Here is a 13,928-nt window from a genome sequence, read left to right on the forward strand (position 1 = left end):
ACGTAAAGGTGCGTGTATTAAAAATTCAGTTTTTCTTTAATTTTGTAGTGTTTTTGCTGCGGATTACTTTTAATAATCAATTCTCCTAAAAATCCTGCTAAAAATAAGAGCGTTCCTAATATCATAGAAGTTAAAGCGATAAAAAACCAAGGGTTATCAGTAATTAAAATAGCTTTTATACCTGCAAATAAATGATAGATTTTCATAGAACCGATAAAAAATGCCGATAAAAACCCAAAGAAAAACATCAATGTTCCCCAAAGCCCAAAAATATGCATCGGACGTTTCCCGAATTTTGATAAAAAGGAAATGGTAATTAGATCAAGAAAACCATTCACAAACCGATCCATCCCGAATTTGGTAACCCCGTATTTTCGTGCCTGATGCTGTACTATTTTTTCACCAATATTATTAAAACCTTCATTTTTTGCTAAAACAGGAATGTAACGGTGCATTTCTCCGCTAACTTTTACGGTTTTAATAACCTCATTTTTGTAGGCTTTTAATCCGCAGTTAAAATCGTTTAATTGTAATCCTGATGTTTTTCGAGCTGCCCAATTAAATAATTTAGACGGAATATTTTTGGTAAGAACATTGTCGTATCGTTTCTTTTTCCATCCTGAAACTAAATCGAAATTTTGACTTGTTATCATTTCATACAAACCAGGAATTTCGTCGGGGCTGTCTTGCAAGTCGGCATCCATAGTAATAACAACGTTTCCTTTTGCCAAACCAAAACCAGCGTCTAAAGCTTGCGATTTTCCGTAATTTTTTTGAAAACGAATTCCTTTTACGGCATTATTTTCTTCGGATAATTGCTCAATTACCTGCCAAGAAGTATCGGTACTGCCATCATCAATAAAAATAATTTCATATAAATAAGTATTGGATTGTATAATTTTAGCAATCCAATTGTGTAATTCTAGTAAAGATTCTTCTTCATTAAGAAGTGGTATAACTACCGATATATCCATGTTTTTTTGATACAAATTAGTGCAAATTTAAAAAAGGTAAAGTTACAAAGTCTTTCGAATATTTGGAGTATTTCGAAAATTTTATAACCTACCTTTTTTAATGATTATTAATATTGATCTTCAGGAGTATGTTTCATAATAGCTCCGCCAATTGCAGAAAATATAAATCCGAAGAAAGCAGATATAACTATTGAAACAGGAATTGTAATTCCTGGACCACTAAATTGTTTTGCTATTGCTGCCGATTTTTCAACCTCTTGATCATTTAAACCAGCGTCAAACCAAGCTTGTTTTTGAATTTCCATAACTTGTTCTTGAAAATCAGGTTGTATAAGATTCGTAAAAATCAACGTATATACAGCGCTAATAACTGCGCTAACTACTGCAATTCCTACACCTACTTTTAATGCTTCTCCAAAACTTAAAAAACCACTGTTAGTTGTTTTGAATTTTTTTATCCCTAAAATAATGAATGAAATCATGGCTACAATACCCACAATACCAATAATAGAACTTGATGCGATTAGGCTACCTGCTGCATAAAATATCAAGTGAATAAAAATACCTAGAAGCCCTAAGTATAGTCCATAATTTAAAATAATACTTTTACTGTTTACTTGATTTTCCATTGTATGAATTTGGTTGGTTGTACAAATATATTATTTTGTTTTCGATTCTAAATTATTATAAAAAAGTTTCTAAACAATGTATTAGTAGTCAGGTGGTTAAAAATGTTACAAAAAAAAAGCTATTTTTTTCATTGTCAATTTAAAAAAAGGATGTAAATTTGCCTCGGCAAGTCCTACACAACTAGCTCCCTTTGAATCCCCCAGGGCGGGAACGCAGCAAGGGTATTAGGTTGTAGCAGTGTGATGTAGGTAGCTTGCCATTTTTTTTGTCTTCTATTTTCGTTTTATTTTTCTTTTAAATATCCTTTTTTATTTCATCTAAATTATTTATCTAAATTTTATTTTCTTGTCAATTCGATTAAATTTATATAAAAGTTCTCGATACAATTTTTTTGAAGGAAAAAAATCACTCGAACTGACAGTTTTAAATTTTTATTGGTCATTAATATTAATCGCGCTTCTTGGGTGATGTAAATTAACAACTTCTTTTAAATAGCTCGTATCTAAATGCACGTAAATTTCGGTGGTTGTAATACTTTCGTGCCCTAATAATTGCTGAATAACACGTAAATCTGCTCCGTTTTTTAATAAATAAGTTGCAAAAGAATGACGCAAGGTATGCGGACCAATACTTTTTTTAAGATTTGTTTTAATGGCTAATTCTTTCAAAATAATAAAGATCATTTGACGGCTTAATCGGCTTCCGCGTCTGTTTAAAAAAATAATATCTTCTTCTTTTTCCTTCGGAGTTATCGCAGGGCGAATATCATCTATATAAAAATTTAAACGGTCAATAGTTGTACTGTGAATGGGTACAAATCGGTATTTATTTCCTTTTCCTAATACCCGAATATAACCTTCGTTAAAAAATAAATCGGAAAGTTGCAAATTAATTAATTCACTAACTCGCAAACCGCAGCTAAAAATGGTTTCAATAATCGTTTTGTTGCGTTCGCCCTGGGGATGACTCAAATCAATGACGTTAATTAAATTGTCAATTTCTTCTTTTTCGAGGGTATCTGGTAATTTTCGAATGGTATTTGGGCTTTCAATTAAATCTGTAGGATTGTCTTTTCGATAATCTTCAAAAACTAAATAATCAAAAAAACTGCGCAAGCCTGAAATTAACCGTGCTTTACTTCGTGGGTTTAATTTTTGACTAATATCGTACATAAATTGCTCAATTATTTCCGAAGTAATATTAATCGGAGAAATTGGCGTGTTCAGCGTATCAATAAATAAAATTAGTTTTTTAATATCTCTTGAATAGCTTTCGATGGAGTTTTTTGCAAGTCCTTTTTCTATTTTTAAGAAGTTTGTATAATCTGAAATAGCTTGTTTCCAATTCATTGTATATAAGATTGGTTATTTTTTAAAAAAAACGTTTTAATAAGATAATAAAAAGTAAATTTGTTTGACAAACTTATCAATAAAAAATTAAAATTATGAAAAAAGTATTATTAATGATTGCTATTGTTGCTGCAGGTTTTACAGCAAATGCACAAGAATCAGAATTAAATGTTGGTGGTACTATTGGTATTCCTTCAGGAGATTCAGAAGCTGATGTAACAGGAGCTATTGAGGTAAACTATTTATTTAAAGTTTCAGAAGAATTAAAAGTAGGTGGGGCTATTTCTCACATACATTTCTTAGGGGATGGCGCAGATGCCGCTTTTTTACCAATAGCAGCAGCAGGTCGTTTTACGGTATCTGAAAAGTTTTCTTTAGGATTAGATATGGGATATGGAATAGGAGTTAGACCATCTGAAAATACTGAAAGTGGTTTTTACTACAGACCAATGGTTGGTTATAAAGTAACAAACGCAATTACAGCTCATGTTGATTATGCAGCAGTTGTTCTTGATCAAACAACACTTTCTTCTTTTGGAATTGGAGCAACATATTCTTTTTCTTTATAGAAAATAGAGAATTAAAATTTATATAAGAAGTGCTGTTATTTATAACAGCACTTTTTTTATGCTTAAATCGGATATACTTCATTTTTAGTTCGTTAAGTTTTTTTATGTCTAAAAATAATAATATGTTTGTTAGATAATTTTTTTTAAAAAAAAACATGAAAAAAGTACTATTAACAATTGCAATTGTTGCTGCAGGTTTTACAGCAAATGCACAAAATAAAAATGAAGTTAAAGGAGGTTTTGCACAAGAAGATATTTATGTTTCGGGTAGTGTAGGTTATAGTAAAATGTCAGGAGCTGGAGATGCAAGTATTTATACTTTTTCTCCATCGGTTGGTTATTTTGTTTCTGAAAATATAGCTTTAGAGTTAGGTTTAGCGATTAGTGGTTCTGAAAATGGAGCTGCTGAATCAACTGCTTTTGGAGTTAAGGCAGGAGCAGATTATTTCTTTACTCCTAAAAATGATTTTTCTTTTGTTGTTGGGGCAGGCTTAGGATACACTACTTATAAAACAGAAACGGCAGGTATTGAAGGGCCTGATAGAAATACTTTTAGTCTTGATGTTTCTCCTGGGATTAACTATTTTGTATCTAAGTCGATAGCGTTAAAAGCTTCAGTTGGAGCTCTATCTTATAGCAGTTCAAAGGTAGATACGGGTACTAAATCAGTTAATTCATTTGGTTTAAACTTAAATTTATCTAATGTGAATTTTGGATTAACGTATAAGTTCTAATAAAATTTTATACTATAAAAGGGAAGCAATTATGCTTCCCTTTTTTTATGCTTAAAAGTTAAAAGAGTATTTTTACCAAGTAAAATAGCAAAATATATTCTGATGAAAAAAATAATAATTATAAACGGACCGAACTTAAATTTATTAGGAAAACGAGAGCCAGAAATTTATGGGGCGAGTTCTTTTGAAGATTTTTTTAAAGAGTTAAAACAAACCTATAAAACTATTGAATTAAGTTATTTTCAATCAAATATTGAAGGTGAACTTATCAATAAATTACATGAAATAGGTTTCGGATATGACGGAATTGTGTTAAACGCCGCTGCTTACACGCATACTTCAATCGCTATTGCCGATGCTGTAAAAACAATTGAAACGCCTGTTGTTGAGGTTCATATTTCAAATGTACACGCTCGTGAAGCGTTTCGTCATAAAAGTTATTTATCGGCAAATGCAAAAGGCGTAATTTTAGGCTTTGGTTTGCAAAGTTATAATTTAGCGATTCAAAGTTTTTTGTAAAAACCAATAACGAACGGCTAATAAAATAAATAAAGGTATTAAGGTAATTGAAAATAATTGTGTTTTTGTTATCCAAATAATCATTGAAATCACTAAAAATATCAGTAAAAATAGCATATATTTTGAAAGCCATTTTGGTGATTTTTTTTGTTTTAGTAAAAAAGCGACAATTAAATTCGGCGCAAAAGCCCATAAAAAGTTAAAGTTATTTGGCGCGGTTGAATGATTGGTGAAAAACCATAAATAGACAATTAAAACACCGATGATTCCTGTGGTAAAAAACAATATAAAATCGAGCGATTTGCTTCTTTTGGCATTTTTATAATCTTTATAGGTGATATATAAACCAAGTGAAGAAAGTATTAAAATGATTAAAAATGGGCTGAAATTATCGCTTTTTGGCTGTTTTTCGTCAAAATTTAATAAGATATTGGTTTTTGAGATGATATCTTCTTCTTTTCCATCTTTTAAAATTTTAGAATAATTTAAAGCTTCAAAAACATAATCGGGTAAATATAAATATTCGCTAGGTGTTGCAATTTTATCTAATCGACTTCCTAAAGCGATGTTAATTCCTAAACTTCCCCAAGTATTTTGATGAATTTCGTTGTTCATTAATTCACGTAAAGACATTTTTTTGGTAACAAAATCATCTTTAAAAATTAGATTATTGCCGACAACTTTTTTAATAATATCACGAGGTTTTGTGGCGCAGTTATCAAAATAGGGGTCGTATAAATAGCCGGCATTTTCAGGTAAAATATTGATTTCTAAAATCGTAAAAAACTCATTTTTTTGTGCTTGCGATAAATTTAAAACCTGCTCTTTCACCCAGCGTTTATAATATTGTGCATTTTTTAAAGCCAAATAAAAAGGATATTTCGCTAATTTATATTTCATAAAACCCTTGGTAAAATCGGCATAAAAAGTAGGGTTTTCGAAATCAAAAATTCCGTAATTGTAAATTAAATCGAAGTTTAAAACAGGGTCTTTTACACGAATTGCGGAGTGCCCAAATTTTTCATACAAAACCTCGCCAGGACCTGATGTAATGATGCTTATCTGTGCGTTATTTGATAATTCGAAGGCTTTTTTTGAGGCTATTTTATTAATTTGATCAATTTGTTTGGTTTGCCCGAAAAAAGAAGCAATTCCAACAAAAAAGAAAAGAAGAAAGCTACTAAGTGTAATTTTTTTTATCATCATAAATAAGCAAATAAAGTAAATTGTATGTTTTACAAATATCTTAATTAAGATTAAAAAAAAGTAGTTTTTATGGAGGTATTATTATTTAACCAAAAAGTTGCGCTTGTGACTTGAATTCAGCTTTCATCTGAAAAAAATATAATAGAAAAATGAGAAATAAAATCCGTCAAGCTAAATTTAGTTTCAGTTTTACATCCTGATTTACGGAGACTCGTCACTTTATGCGATTCTGAAATAAATTTAAACAGGCTCTAAAAAGAAATACCTATTTTTTGTTGAATAAAATTTAAGATAGTTTGTTCAAGCCACTTATTTTTGATGTTTTTGCCATTTTTTGAAGTGTTAAAAGTCGAAATAAATCCTACGTGTCCGCCGTATTTTGGCGTTAATAAATAAAAATTAGCCCTGTTTTTGGCTTCATCAAAAGGATAACATTCTTCGGATAAAAAAGGGTCGTCAAGTGAGTTGATAAGCAATGTTGGCAATGTAATTTTTTTGATATAGGGTTTTGAACTTGCTTTTGTCCAATAATCTTGTGGGCTTTTAAAACCAAATATTGGTGCGGTATATTGGGCTTCTAACTGCCAAAGTTTGGTCGCATTTTGCACCTTTTTTTTATCTAATTTAAAATCGGGAAATTGATTAGATTTTGCAAGTATTTTGGGTTTTAAGCTTCGTAAAAACTCCTTTAAATAGAGCCTGTTTTTAAATTTAGATAATTCTGCTTGTGAACCTGTTAAATCAATCGGTGTAGAAACGGCAATTCCTCCTTTTATTTTTGATGAAATAGTATCATATTCGCCTAAATATTTTAAGGTTAAATTTCCACCCAAACTAAAACCAACAATAATAATATTTTCATAAGTATAATTAGTGGCAAGATGTTGGGCTATAAAATGAACGTCATCGGTTTTTCCGCTGTGATAGGTTTCTAAAAGTAAATTATTTTCTGCGCTACAACTGCGTAAATTCATCGAAACTGTATCAAAACCTGCTTTGTTTAGGTAGTTTGAAGTCGTAATTATATAATTAGATTGTGAACTTCCTTCTAATCCGTGGATTAATAAAATGAGTGTTTTAGATTTTTCTGAGTTTTCTGATTTTGGTATTGAAAAATCTAAATCAATAAAATCGGCATCCCAAGTGGTAATTCTTTTTCGTTGATATTTTATAGTGTCTTTAGAAAATAACGGACGATATATCGTATTAAAATGTGCGTTTTTAAATAAAAAAGAAGGCGTAAAACAGGCAGTAAAATTAACAGGCAGAATGGGCATATTTTGGGTTTATGGTAATTTTGTGTAAAATTGATACAATGATTTGTTATTTTCGCTATAAATATTGAAAAATAAAAATCATTTAAAATGAATATAAAAAAACACATCCCAAATTTATTAACTTTAGGGAATTTATTATGCGGAACAATAGCAACTATTTTTGCTATAAAAGGTGATTTTGTGGGGGTAGCATTTTTGGTTGTTCTAGGAATCGTTTTTGATTTTTTTGATGGTTTTGTAGCAAGAATGTTAGGCGTTCAGGGCGAATTAGGTAAGCAATTAGACAGTTTAGCCGACATGGTAACTAGTGGCGTTGTACCAGGAATGGTAATGTTACAACTTTTAGTAAATGCTTTAAATGTTGATGCTGCAGGGTATTTTGGTATTGATACTTACGGAGCAACGGGGAGTAGTTTACCGTATATTGGCTTGTTATTAACCTTGGGTGCATGTTACAGATTGGCTAATTTTAATATTGATACACGTCAATCAGATTCATTTATTGGGCTTCCAACTCCTGCAATGGCATTGTTTGTAATTTCATTGCCTTTAATTGCCGAGTTTGGAAAACAAGAATTTTTTATCGAAATAATTATGAATCAATATTTTTTATTCGCGGTTACCGCAGTTTTAACTTTTTTAATGAATGCCGAAATTCCGTTGTTTGCCTTAAAATTTAAAAGCTTCGGATTTAAAGAAAATGCCTTTAAATATGTTTTCTTAGCAGTGTGTGTGTTATTATTAGTGGTCTTAAAATTTGTAGCAATTCCTTTAATAATATTACTATATGTTGCTTTTTCAGTAGTTAATAACTTGAAAAAAGCATAAAATACTATTGTTTTAAAACAAAAAAAGGAGCTTAATTGCTCCTTTTTTTATTCTGATATTTTTTATTCTGATATTTAAAGTCAGACTTAAATAAATTTAAGTTGATAGTTTCTATATTCTTTAAGAGTTTATTTAAATTTCATTTAAAAACGTTTTATCGTTGGAAATCGAATCCGTCAAACGGAATTTATTTAAGTTTCACATCCTGATTAGCCGTAGTTCTTCGCTTTATGCGATGTTGAAATAAATTCAGCATACGTTTAGGTGTAAAAAAACTTTAGTTAAACTTCAAATATTCTTTAAAACTTATTTAAAACTTCTTCTTTTTTAAGATAAAATCTTTCCCTAAATAGACACGACGAACGGTTTCATCTTCGGCTAATTCTTCGGGGGTTCCTTCTTTTAAAATCCCTCCATTATACATTAAATAAGTTCTGTCGGTAATCGCTAAGGTTGCCTGCACATCATGATCGGTAATTAAAATACCGATATTTTTGGTCTTTAACTTGGCTACAATTCCTTGAATATCTTCCACCGCAATAGGATCTACTCCTGCAAAAGGCTCATCTAATAAAATAAATTTAGGGTCGGAAGCAAGGCAACGTGCAATTTCTGTTCTACGGCGTTCTCCTCCTGAGAGTAAATCACCACGGTTTTTACGAACATGCCCTAAACTAAATTCATCAATTAATTCTTCTAAACGTGCTTTTCTTTCTGATTTAGATCGGTCGGTAAATTCTAAAACCGCCATGATATTATCTTCAATTGATAATTTTCTAAAAACAGAATCTTCTTGTGCCAAATAGCCAATTCCTTTTTGAGCACGCTTATACATTGGGTCTTTGGTAATGTCTTGGTCGTCTAAAAAAACACGCCCAAAATTAGGTTTTACCATACCAACAATCATATAAAAAGAGGTTGTTTTTCCCGCTCCGTTAGGTCCTAATAAACCAATGATTTCTCCTTGTTTGACTTCTACAGAAATTCCTTTTACCACCTTTCGGCTACCGTAAAGTTTTTGTATGTTATCTGCTCTTAATTTCATGAATTACTCTATTTTTTTTGATAAAAAAGCGCTTATTTTTCTTCTAAATCATCCCAAAATTCAACGGCTCTACGTAAATGCGGTATCAATATAGTTCCGCCAACTAACGTGGCAATACTCATGGTTTCCATCATTTCTTCTTTGGTTACACCTTTTTTATGAGCGGTTTCTAAATGATAGGCGATGCAGTCATCGCAACGCAAAACAGCAGAGGCTACCAAACCAAGTAATTCTTTTGTTTTTTCAGGTAAATGACCTTCTTTAAAAGCGTTGGTATCTAAATTAAAAATTCGTTTGATTATTTTATTATCGCCCGCTAAAATTTTATCATTCATTTTAGTTCGATAGTCGTTAAACTCTTGGACTTTTTGAGACATTCTTTTGTTGTTTTTTTAAAATAAATTGCGATACATAAATACTTACTTCATAAAGTATCATAATTGGTACCGAAACAATTATTTGACTCGCAATATCTGGTGGTGTTATTATTGCCGATAAAACCAAAACTACGACCAATGCGTGTTTGCGGTATTTTCGTAAAAATTCAGGTGTTATTAGTCCTATTTTTGTTAAGAAATAAATAATAACAGGCAGTTCAAAAAATACAGCAACACCAATTAATGTATTGGTTATTAAGCTGATGTATGCTTCTAGTTTAAAATTGTTTTCAATGGCACTTGATATTTCAAAATTGTAAAAGAAATAAACAGACATTGGTAAAATAATATAGTAGCTAAAAAGTATTCCTAAGAAAAATAATGAGGAAGCAATAAAGATAAATCCTCTTGATTTTTTTCTTTCAGAACTGTGTAATCCAGGGGCTACAAAACGCCAAAATTCCCATAAAATATACGGAAATGCAACCACAAATCCTAAAATTAAAGACGACCAAATACCCGTCATTAATTGCTGTGTTGGGTTTAATGCCTGCAAGGTTTGTTTAAAACTAATATTGCAAAAACTACTATCAATACCAATCGCTGTAAATACCTTGCAAAAAAAATGATAGGTTGCAAAATCAGGTTTTAAATGCGCTAATAAAACTTCATTAAAAACAAAATTTATATTTGCGAAAATAAGAATTGCTATAATAAATATTGCAGCAAAACTTCTAACTAAATGCCATCTTAATTCTTCAAGATGGTCTAAAAAAGACATTTCTGTTGTTGCCATGTTAAAATATACCTTCTTTAATCAAATCATGTAAATGAACAACACCAACATAATCGCTATTGTTATCGGTTACCAAAATTTGCGTAATACTATTGTTTTCTAAAGCCTCTAAAGCTTCAACAGCCATGGCATTTACATTTATAGTCTTAGGATTTTTACTCATAATATCGTTGGCTGTTAGCGCATCAATTTTAGTTGTTTTGCTAAGCATTCTACGAATATCACCATCGGTAATAATACCTGTTACATTATTGTTGGCATTAACAACCGCGGTTACGCCAAGCCTTTTTTCTGAAATTTCAACAATTACATTGGCTACCGAATCGGTGCTTGCTACCTTAGGTAATTGATTGTTTTTGATTAAATCATCAACACGTAAATATAAGCGTTTTCCTAAAGCACCTCCTGGATGGTATTTAGCGAAATCACTACTTGTAAACCCTCGAAGTTTTAATAAACAAACTGCTAAAGCATCGCCTAAAACTAACTGCGCGGTAGTACTTGATGTAGGAGCTAAATTATTAGGGCAGGCTTCTTTGGTAACGAAAGAATTTAGTGAAAAATCAGCATTGGTCGCTAAAAATGATTCAGGGTTTCCGCTAATTGCAATTAATTTATTGTTTGCTTTTTTAATTAAAGGAACTAATACTTTAATTTCAGGGGTGTTTCCACTTTTTGATAAACAGATAACCACATCATCTTTTTGAATACTTCCTAAATCGCCATGAATGGCATCAGCAGCGTGCATAAAAAGTGATGGCGTGCCTGTAGAGTTAAAAGTAGCCACCATTTTGCTAGCAATGTTAGCGCTTTTACCGATTCCGGTAATAACAACACGACCTTTTGAATTGAATATAAAATTTACAGCATCAACAAACGAACTATCTAATAATTTTGCTAAATTAGCAATAGCATTACTTTCTAAAAGTATGGTTTCTTTTGCTGTTGAGAGAATTGCATTTGCGTCTTTCAAGTTAAAAAAGTTTTAAGTAGTTTTTAAAATGTAAAAATAGGAATATTTAAGAAGAAAACTTTTTAATAAAAATAAAATTTACAGGAGTTGGTATAATTTTTTTTTGTAAATTGGTTTAAGTTTTTAATTTTTTGATATTAGAGGATGAATATAGAGGAGACGGAGTTATACGGATCATTAAAGAAAATATTTGGTTTTGACCAATTTAAAGGTTTACAAGAGGTTGTTGTAAAAAGTATTTTAAACAACGAAAACACATTTGTAATAATGCCAACTGGTGGAGGGAAATCTCTTTGTTACCAGTTGCCTGCATTGATGAAGGAAGGTACAGCGATTGTTGTATCGCCATTAATAGCTTTGATGAAAAATCAGGTAGATGCTATTAGAGGTATTTCGGAAGAGCACGGAATTGCACATGTGTTAAATTCATCTTTAAATAAAGCAGAAATTGCGCAGGTAAAATCGGATATTGAATCAGGAATTACCAAGTTATTATATGTAGCGCCTGAATCATTAGTAAAAGAAGAGTATGCTACTTTTTTAAGAGGGCAAAATATTTCTTTTGTTGCTATTGATGAAGCGCATTGTATTTCTGAGTGGGGGCATGATTTTAGACCAGAATACAGAAATTTGCGTAACATTATTAAACAAATTGATAATGTGCCAATTATTGGTTTAACAGCAACTGCTACCGAAAAAGTACAGGAAGATATTTTGAAAACATTAGGGATGAGTGATGCCAATGTATTTAAAGCATCTTTTAATAGACCAAATTTGTTTTACGAAGTATGCCCAAAAACAAAAGATATTGAAAAAGATATCATTCGTTTTATAAAGCAACGAATGGGGAAAACAGGTATTATATACTGTTTAAGTCGTAAAAAAGTAGAGGAAATTGCGCAAGTATTACAGGTAAACGGTATCAATGCACTTCCGTATCATGCGGGGCTAGATGCTAAGAAAAGAGCAAGACATCAAGATATGTTTTTGATGGAAGATTGTGATGTTATCGTAGCTACAATAGCCTTTGGTATGGGAATAGATAAGCCCGATGTACGCTATGTAATTCACCATGATATTCCTAAAAGTTTAGAGAGTTATTATCAAGAAACTGGTAGAGCAGGGCGTGATGGTGGCGAAGGATATTGCTTAACTTTTTACTCTTATAAAGATATTGAAAAATTAGAGAAATTCATGGCTAACAAGCCTGTTGCCGAACAGGAAGTTGGGCATGCGCTTTTACAAGAAGTTGTAGGATATGCTGAAACTTCAATGAACAGACGTAAATATATTCTTCATTATTTTGGAGAAGAATTTGACGAAGTAAATGGCGAAGGAGCTATGTTAGATGATAACATGAAAAATCCTAAAAAACAAAACGAAGCTAAAGATGAGGTAAAAACATTATTGTCGGTAATTAGAGATACCAACGAAATGTATAAGCCAAAAGAAGTAGTTAATACGATTATTGGTGCTGAAAATGCCTTGTTAAAATCACATAAAACAACGGCACAGCCTTTTTTCGGAATTGGAAAAGATAAAGATAATCATTACTGGATGGCGTTAATTCGTCAAATATTAGTGGTTGATTTAATTAAGAAAGAAATTGAACAGTACGGTGTTTTAAAGTTGACAGAAAAAGGAAGGCAGTTTATAGAAAATCCTAGTTCATTTATGATGACCGAAAATCACGTGTACGCTACCGATGATGATGGAATTATCATATCAACAACAAAAGCAGCAACAGGAGCTGTAGATGCTAAATTGGTAAAAATGCTAAAAGAGTTACGAAAAAGCGTTGGAAAGCGTTTAGGGGTTCCTCCTTATGCTGTTTTTCAAGATCCTTCCTTAGAAGATATGGCATTGAAATACCCTATAAATTTAGAAGAATTATCTAAAGTTCATGGTGTTGGAGAAGGAAAATCTAGAAAATTTGGTAAAGATTTTGTAAAGCTGATTACAAATTATGTAGCCGAAAATGAAATTATGCGTCCTGATGATTTAATCGTTAAAAGTACGGGCGTAAATTCAGGGTTAAAATTATTTATCATTCAAAATACCGATAGAAAATTACCTTTAGAAGATATTTCAAAATCAAAAGGATTGGCTATGAACGAGCTGATTAAAGAAATGGAAGCGATTGTTTTTTCTGGAACAAAATTAAATATTGATTATGCTGTTGAAGATTTATTAGACGAAGATCAGCAGGAAGAAATACACGATTATTTCATGGAATCGGAATCGGATAAAATTCAAGATGCTTTAGATGAATTTGACGGTGATTATGATGAAGATGAATTGCGATTAATGCGTATTAAATTTACTAGTGAAATTGCAAATTAAAAATTCAGTTTTAAGGGATTGAATTGATTTAAAAATAAAAAAAGAACCTAATATTTAAATATTAGGTTCTTTTTTGTGCTTTAGTATCACTAAGAGTCTGTTTAAATTTTATTTAAAAAAATATCACAGAAATAGCATCGGTCAACCTGAATTTATTTCAGGTTCGCATTCTTTTAATTTGCCGTGTCTCTTTTTTTATCATAAAAAAGTTCTCGATACCATTTTTTGAAGGAAAAAAAATCATTCGAACTGACAGCGCTTCTATATTATTCTTTCATTATAAAATTTTGATAAAAGACCGCGCTTCC

At 31.1% G+C, this 13,928-nt stretch carries 14 protein-coding genes and 1 other RNA gene; 6 read left to right on the forward strand and 9 right to left on the reverse strand.

Annotation, left to right across the window (positions count from 1 at the left end):
* Positions 1 to 17 precede the first annotated feature (17 nt).
* The gene (locus DPIF8902391_RS01935) at positions 18 to 974 is read right to left on the reverse strand and encodes a glycosyltransferase family 2 protein (RefSeq protein WP_172504891.1); all 957 of its coding nucleotides are present in this window, start codon (positions 972 to 974) and stop codon (positions 18 to 20) included.
* A 107-nt stretch (positions 975 to 1,081) separates the two neighbouring features.
* Positions 1,082 to 1,603, reverse strand: a complete 522-nt coding sequence (locus DPIF8902391_RS01940; protein WP_058884825.1) for a DUF4199 domain-containing protein — start codon at positions 1,601 to 1,603, stop codon at positions 1,082 to 1,084.
* 164 nt (positions 1,604 to 1,767) lie between these two features.
* Between DPIF8902391_RS01940 and ffs the strand changes: the two genes are divergently transcribed.
* Positions 1,768 to 1,866, forward strand: an RNA gene (gene ffs, locus DPIF8902391_RS01945) — signal recognition particle sRNA small type.
* A 169-nt stretch (positions 1,867 to 2,035) separates the two neighbouring features.
* Here the strand turns inward: ffs and DPIF8902391_RS01950 are convergent.
* Positions 2,036 to 2,953, reverse strand: a complete 918-nt coding sequence (locus DPIF8902391_RS01950; protein ID WP_172504892.1) for a tyrosine recombinase — start codon at positions 2,951 to 2,953, stop codon at positions 2,036 to 2,038.
* Positions 2,954 to 3,048: 95 nt separating this feature from the next.
* Here DPIF8902391_RS01950 and DPIF8902391_RS01955 point away from each other — a divergent pair, with 95 nt between their 5' ends.
* The 3 genes from DPIF8902391_RS01955 to aroQ all read left to right on the forward strand — a co-directional run bounded on the left by DPIF8902391_RS01955 (position 3,049) and on the right by aroQ (position 4,775).
* The gene (locus DPIF8902391_RS01955; protein ID WP_058884827.1) at positions 3,049 to 3,522 is read left to right on the forward strand and encodes an outer membrane beta-barrel protein; all 474 of its coding nucleotides are present in this window, start codon (positions 3,049 to 3,051) and stop codon (positions 3,520 to 3,522) included.
* Positions 3,523 to 3,677: 155 nt separating this feature from the next.
* The gene (locus DPIF8902391_RS01960) at positions 3,678 to 4,256 is read left to right on the forward strand and encodes an outer membrane beta-barrel protein (protein ID WP_172504893.1); all 579 of its coding nucleotides are present in this window, start codon (positions 3,678 to 3,680) and stop codon (positions 4,254 to 4,256) included.
* A 102-nt stretch (positions 4,257 to 4,358) separates the two neighbouring features.
* On the forward strand, positions 4,359 to 4,775 hold the full coding sequence (aroQ, locus tag DPIF8902391_RS01965) for a type II 3-dehydroquinate dehydratase (RefSeq protein WP_058884829.1): 417 nt from the start codon (positions 4,359 to 4,361) through the stop codon (positions 4,773 to 4,775).
* Here aroQ and DPIF8902391_RS01970 read toward each other — a convergent pair.
* Both DPIF8902391_RS01970 and DPIF8902391_RS01975 read right to left on the reverse strand, forming a co-directional pair.
* Positions 4,752 to 5,981, reverse strand: coding sequence for a lipoprotein N-acyltransferase Lnb domain-containing protein (locus tag DPIF8902391_RS01970; protein ID WP_242037276.1), 1,230 nt, complete (start codon positions 5,979 to 5,981; stop codon positions 4,752 to 4,754). The genes aroQ and DPIF8902391_RS01970 overlap by 24 nt on opposite strands.
* Before the next feature lie 251 nt (positions 5,982 to 6,232).
* Positions 6,233 to 7,258: a YheT family hydrolase gene (locus tag DPIF8902391_RS01975; protein WP_058884830.1), complete on the reverse strand. Its 1,026-nt coding sequence runs from the start codon at positions 7,256 to 7,258 to the stop codon at positions 6,233 to 6,235.
* An 87-nt stretch (positions 7,259 to 7,345) separates the two neighbouring features.
* On the opposite strand from DPIF8902391_RS01975, the gene DPIF8902391_RS01980 reads away from it, so the two are divergent.
* Positions 7,346 to 8,086 carry a CDP-alcohol phosphatidyltransferase family protein gene (locus DPIF8902391_RS01980; RefSeq protein ID WP_172504894.1) on the forward strand — a complete coding sequence of 247 codons (741 nt, stop codon included), beginning with the start codon at positions 7,346 to 7,348 and terminating at the stop codon, positions 8,084 to 8,086.
* 310 nt (positions 8,087 to 8,396) lie between these two features.
* On the opposite strand, the gene lptB is transcribed toward DPIF8902391_RS01980, so the two are convergent.
* The 4 genes from lptB to DPIF8902391_RS02000 are packed head-to-tail and all read right to left on the reverse strand — an operon-like array spanning position 8,397 to position 11,277.
* Positions 8,397 to 9,131: an LPS export ABC transporter ATP-binding protein gene (lptB, locus tag DPIF8902391_RS01985; protein WP_058884831.1), complete on the reverse strand. Its 735-nt coding sequence runs from the start codon at positions 9,129 to 9,131 to the stop codon at positions 8,397 to 8,399.
* A 32-nt stretch (positions 9,132 to 9,163) separates the two neighbouring features.
* Positions 9,164 to 9,508 (reverse strand): carboxymuconolactone decarboxylase family protein, encoded by a 345-nt coding sequence (locus DPIF8902391_RS01990; RefSeq protein ID WP_058884832.1) that lies wholly within the window; start codon positions 9,506 to 9,508, stop codon positions 9,164 to 9,166.
* The gene (gene tatC, locus DPIF8902391_RS01995) at positions 9,483 to 10,304 is read right to left on the reverse strand and encodes a twin-arginine translocase subunit TatC (protein WP_058884833.1); all 822 of its coding nucleotides are present in this window, start codon (positions 10,302 to 10,304) and stop codon (positions 9,483 to 9,485) included. Before tatC ends, DPIF8902391_RS01990 begins: the two co-directional genes overlap by 26 nt.
* A 1-nt stretch (position 10,305) precedes the next feature.
* Complete coding sequence (locus tag DPIF8902391_RS02000; RefSeq protein WP_058884834.1) at positions 10,306 to 11,277, reverse strand: KpsF/GutQ family sugar-phosphate isomerase; 972 nt, start codon at positions 11,275 to 11,277, stop codon at positions 10,306 to 10,308.
* Between the two features lie 144 nt (positions 11,278 to 11,421).
* Here DPIF8902391_RS02000 and DPIF8902391_RS02005 point away from each other — a divergent pair, with 144 nt between their 5' ends.
* On the forward strand, positions 11,422 to 13,620 hold the full coding sequence (locus tag DPIF8902391_RS02005; RefSeq protein ID WP_058884835.1) for an ATP-dependent DNA helicase RecQ: 2,199 nt from the start codon (positions 11,422 to 11,424) through the stop codon (positions 13,618 to 13,620).
* Positions 13,621 to 13,928 lie beyond the last annotated feature (308 nt).

The sequence above is a fragment of the Tenacibaculum finnmarkense genomovar ulcerans genome, from assembly GCF_900239495.1.
Taxonomy (GTDB): domain Bacteria; phylum Bacteroidota; class Bacteroidia; order Flavobacteriales; family Flavobacteriaceae; genus Polaribacter; species Polaribacter ulcerans.

Coding starts and splice junctions, on each gene's coding strand:
- DPIF8902391_RS01935 (WP_172504891.1), bottom strand. CDS start 974: ATGGATATATCGGTAGTTATACCACTTCTTAATGAAGAAGAATCTTTA.
- DPIF8902391_RS01940 (WP_058884825.1), bottom strand. CDS start 1,603: ATGGAAAATCAAGTAAACAGTAAAAGTATTATTTTAAATTATGGACTA.
- DPIF8902391_RS01950 (WP_172504892.1), bottom strand. CDS start 2,953: ATGAATTGGAAACAAGCTATTTCAGATTATACAAACTTCTTAAAAATA.
- DPIF8902391_RS01955 (WP_058884827.1), top strand. CDS start 3,049: ATGAAAAAAGTATTATTAATGATTGCTATTGTTGCTGCAGGTTTTACA.
- DPIF8902391_RS01960 (WP_172504893.1), top strand. CDS start 3,678: ATGAAAAAAGTACTATTAACAATTGCAATTGTTGCTGCAGGTTTTACA.
- aroQ (WP_058884829.1), top strand. CDS start 4,359: ATGAAAAAAATAATAATTATAAACGGACCGAACTTAAATTTATTAGGA.
- DPIF8902391_RS01970 (WP_242037276.1), bottom strand. CDS start 5,981: ATGATGATAAAAAAAATTACACTTAGTAGCTTTCTTCTTTTCTTTTTT.
- DPIF8902391_RS01975 (WP_058884830.1), bottom strand. CDS start 7,258: ATGCCCATTCTGCCTGTTAATTTTACTGCCTGTTTTACGCCTTCTTTT.
- DPIF8902391_RS01980 (WP_172504894.1), top strand. CDS start 7,346: ATGAATATAAAAAAACACATCCCAAATTTATTAACTTTAGGGAATTTA.
- lptB (WP_058884831.1), bottom strand. CDS start 9,131: ATGAAATTAAGAGCAGATAACATACAAAAACTTTACGGTAGCCGAAAG.
- DPIF8902391_RS01990 (WP_058884832.1), bottom strand. CDS start 9,508: ATGTCTCAAAAAGTCCAAGAGTTTAACGACTATCGAACTAAAATGAAT.
- tatC (WP_058884833.1), bottom strand. CDS start 10,304: ATGGCAACAACAGAAATGTCTTTTTTAGACCATCTTGAAGAATTAAGA.
- DPIF8902391_RS02005 (WP_058884835.1), top strand. CDS start 11,422: ATGAATATAGAGGAGACGGAGTTATACGGATCATTAAAGAAAATATTT.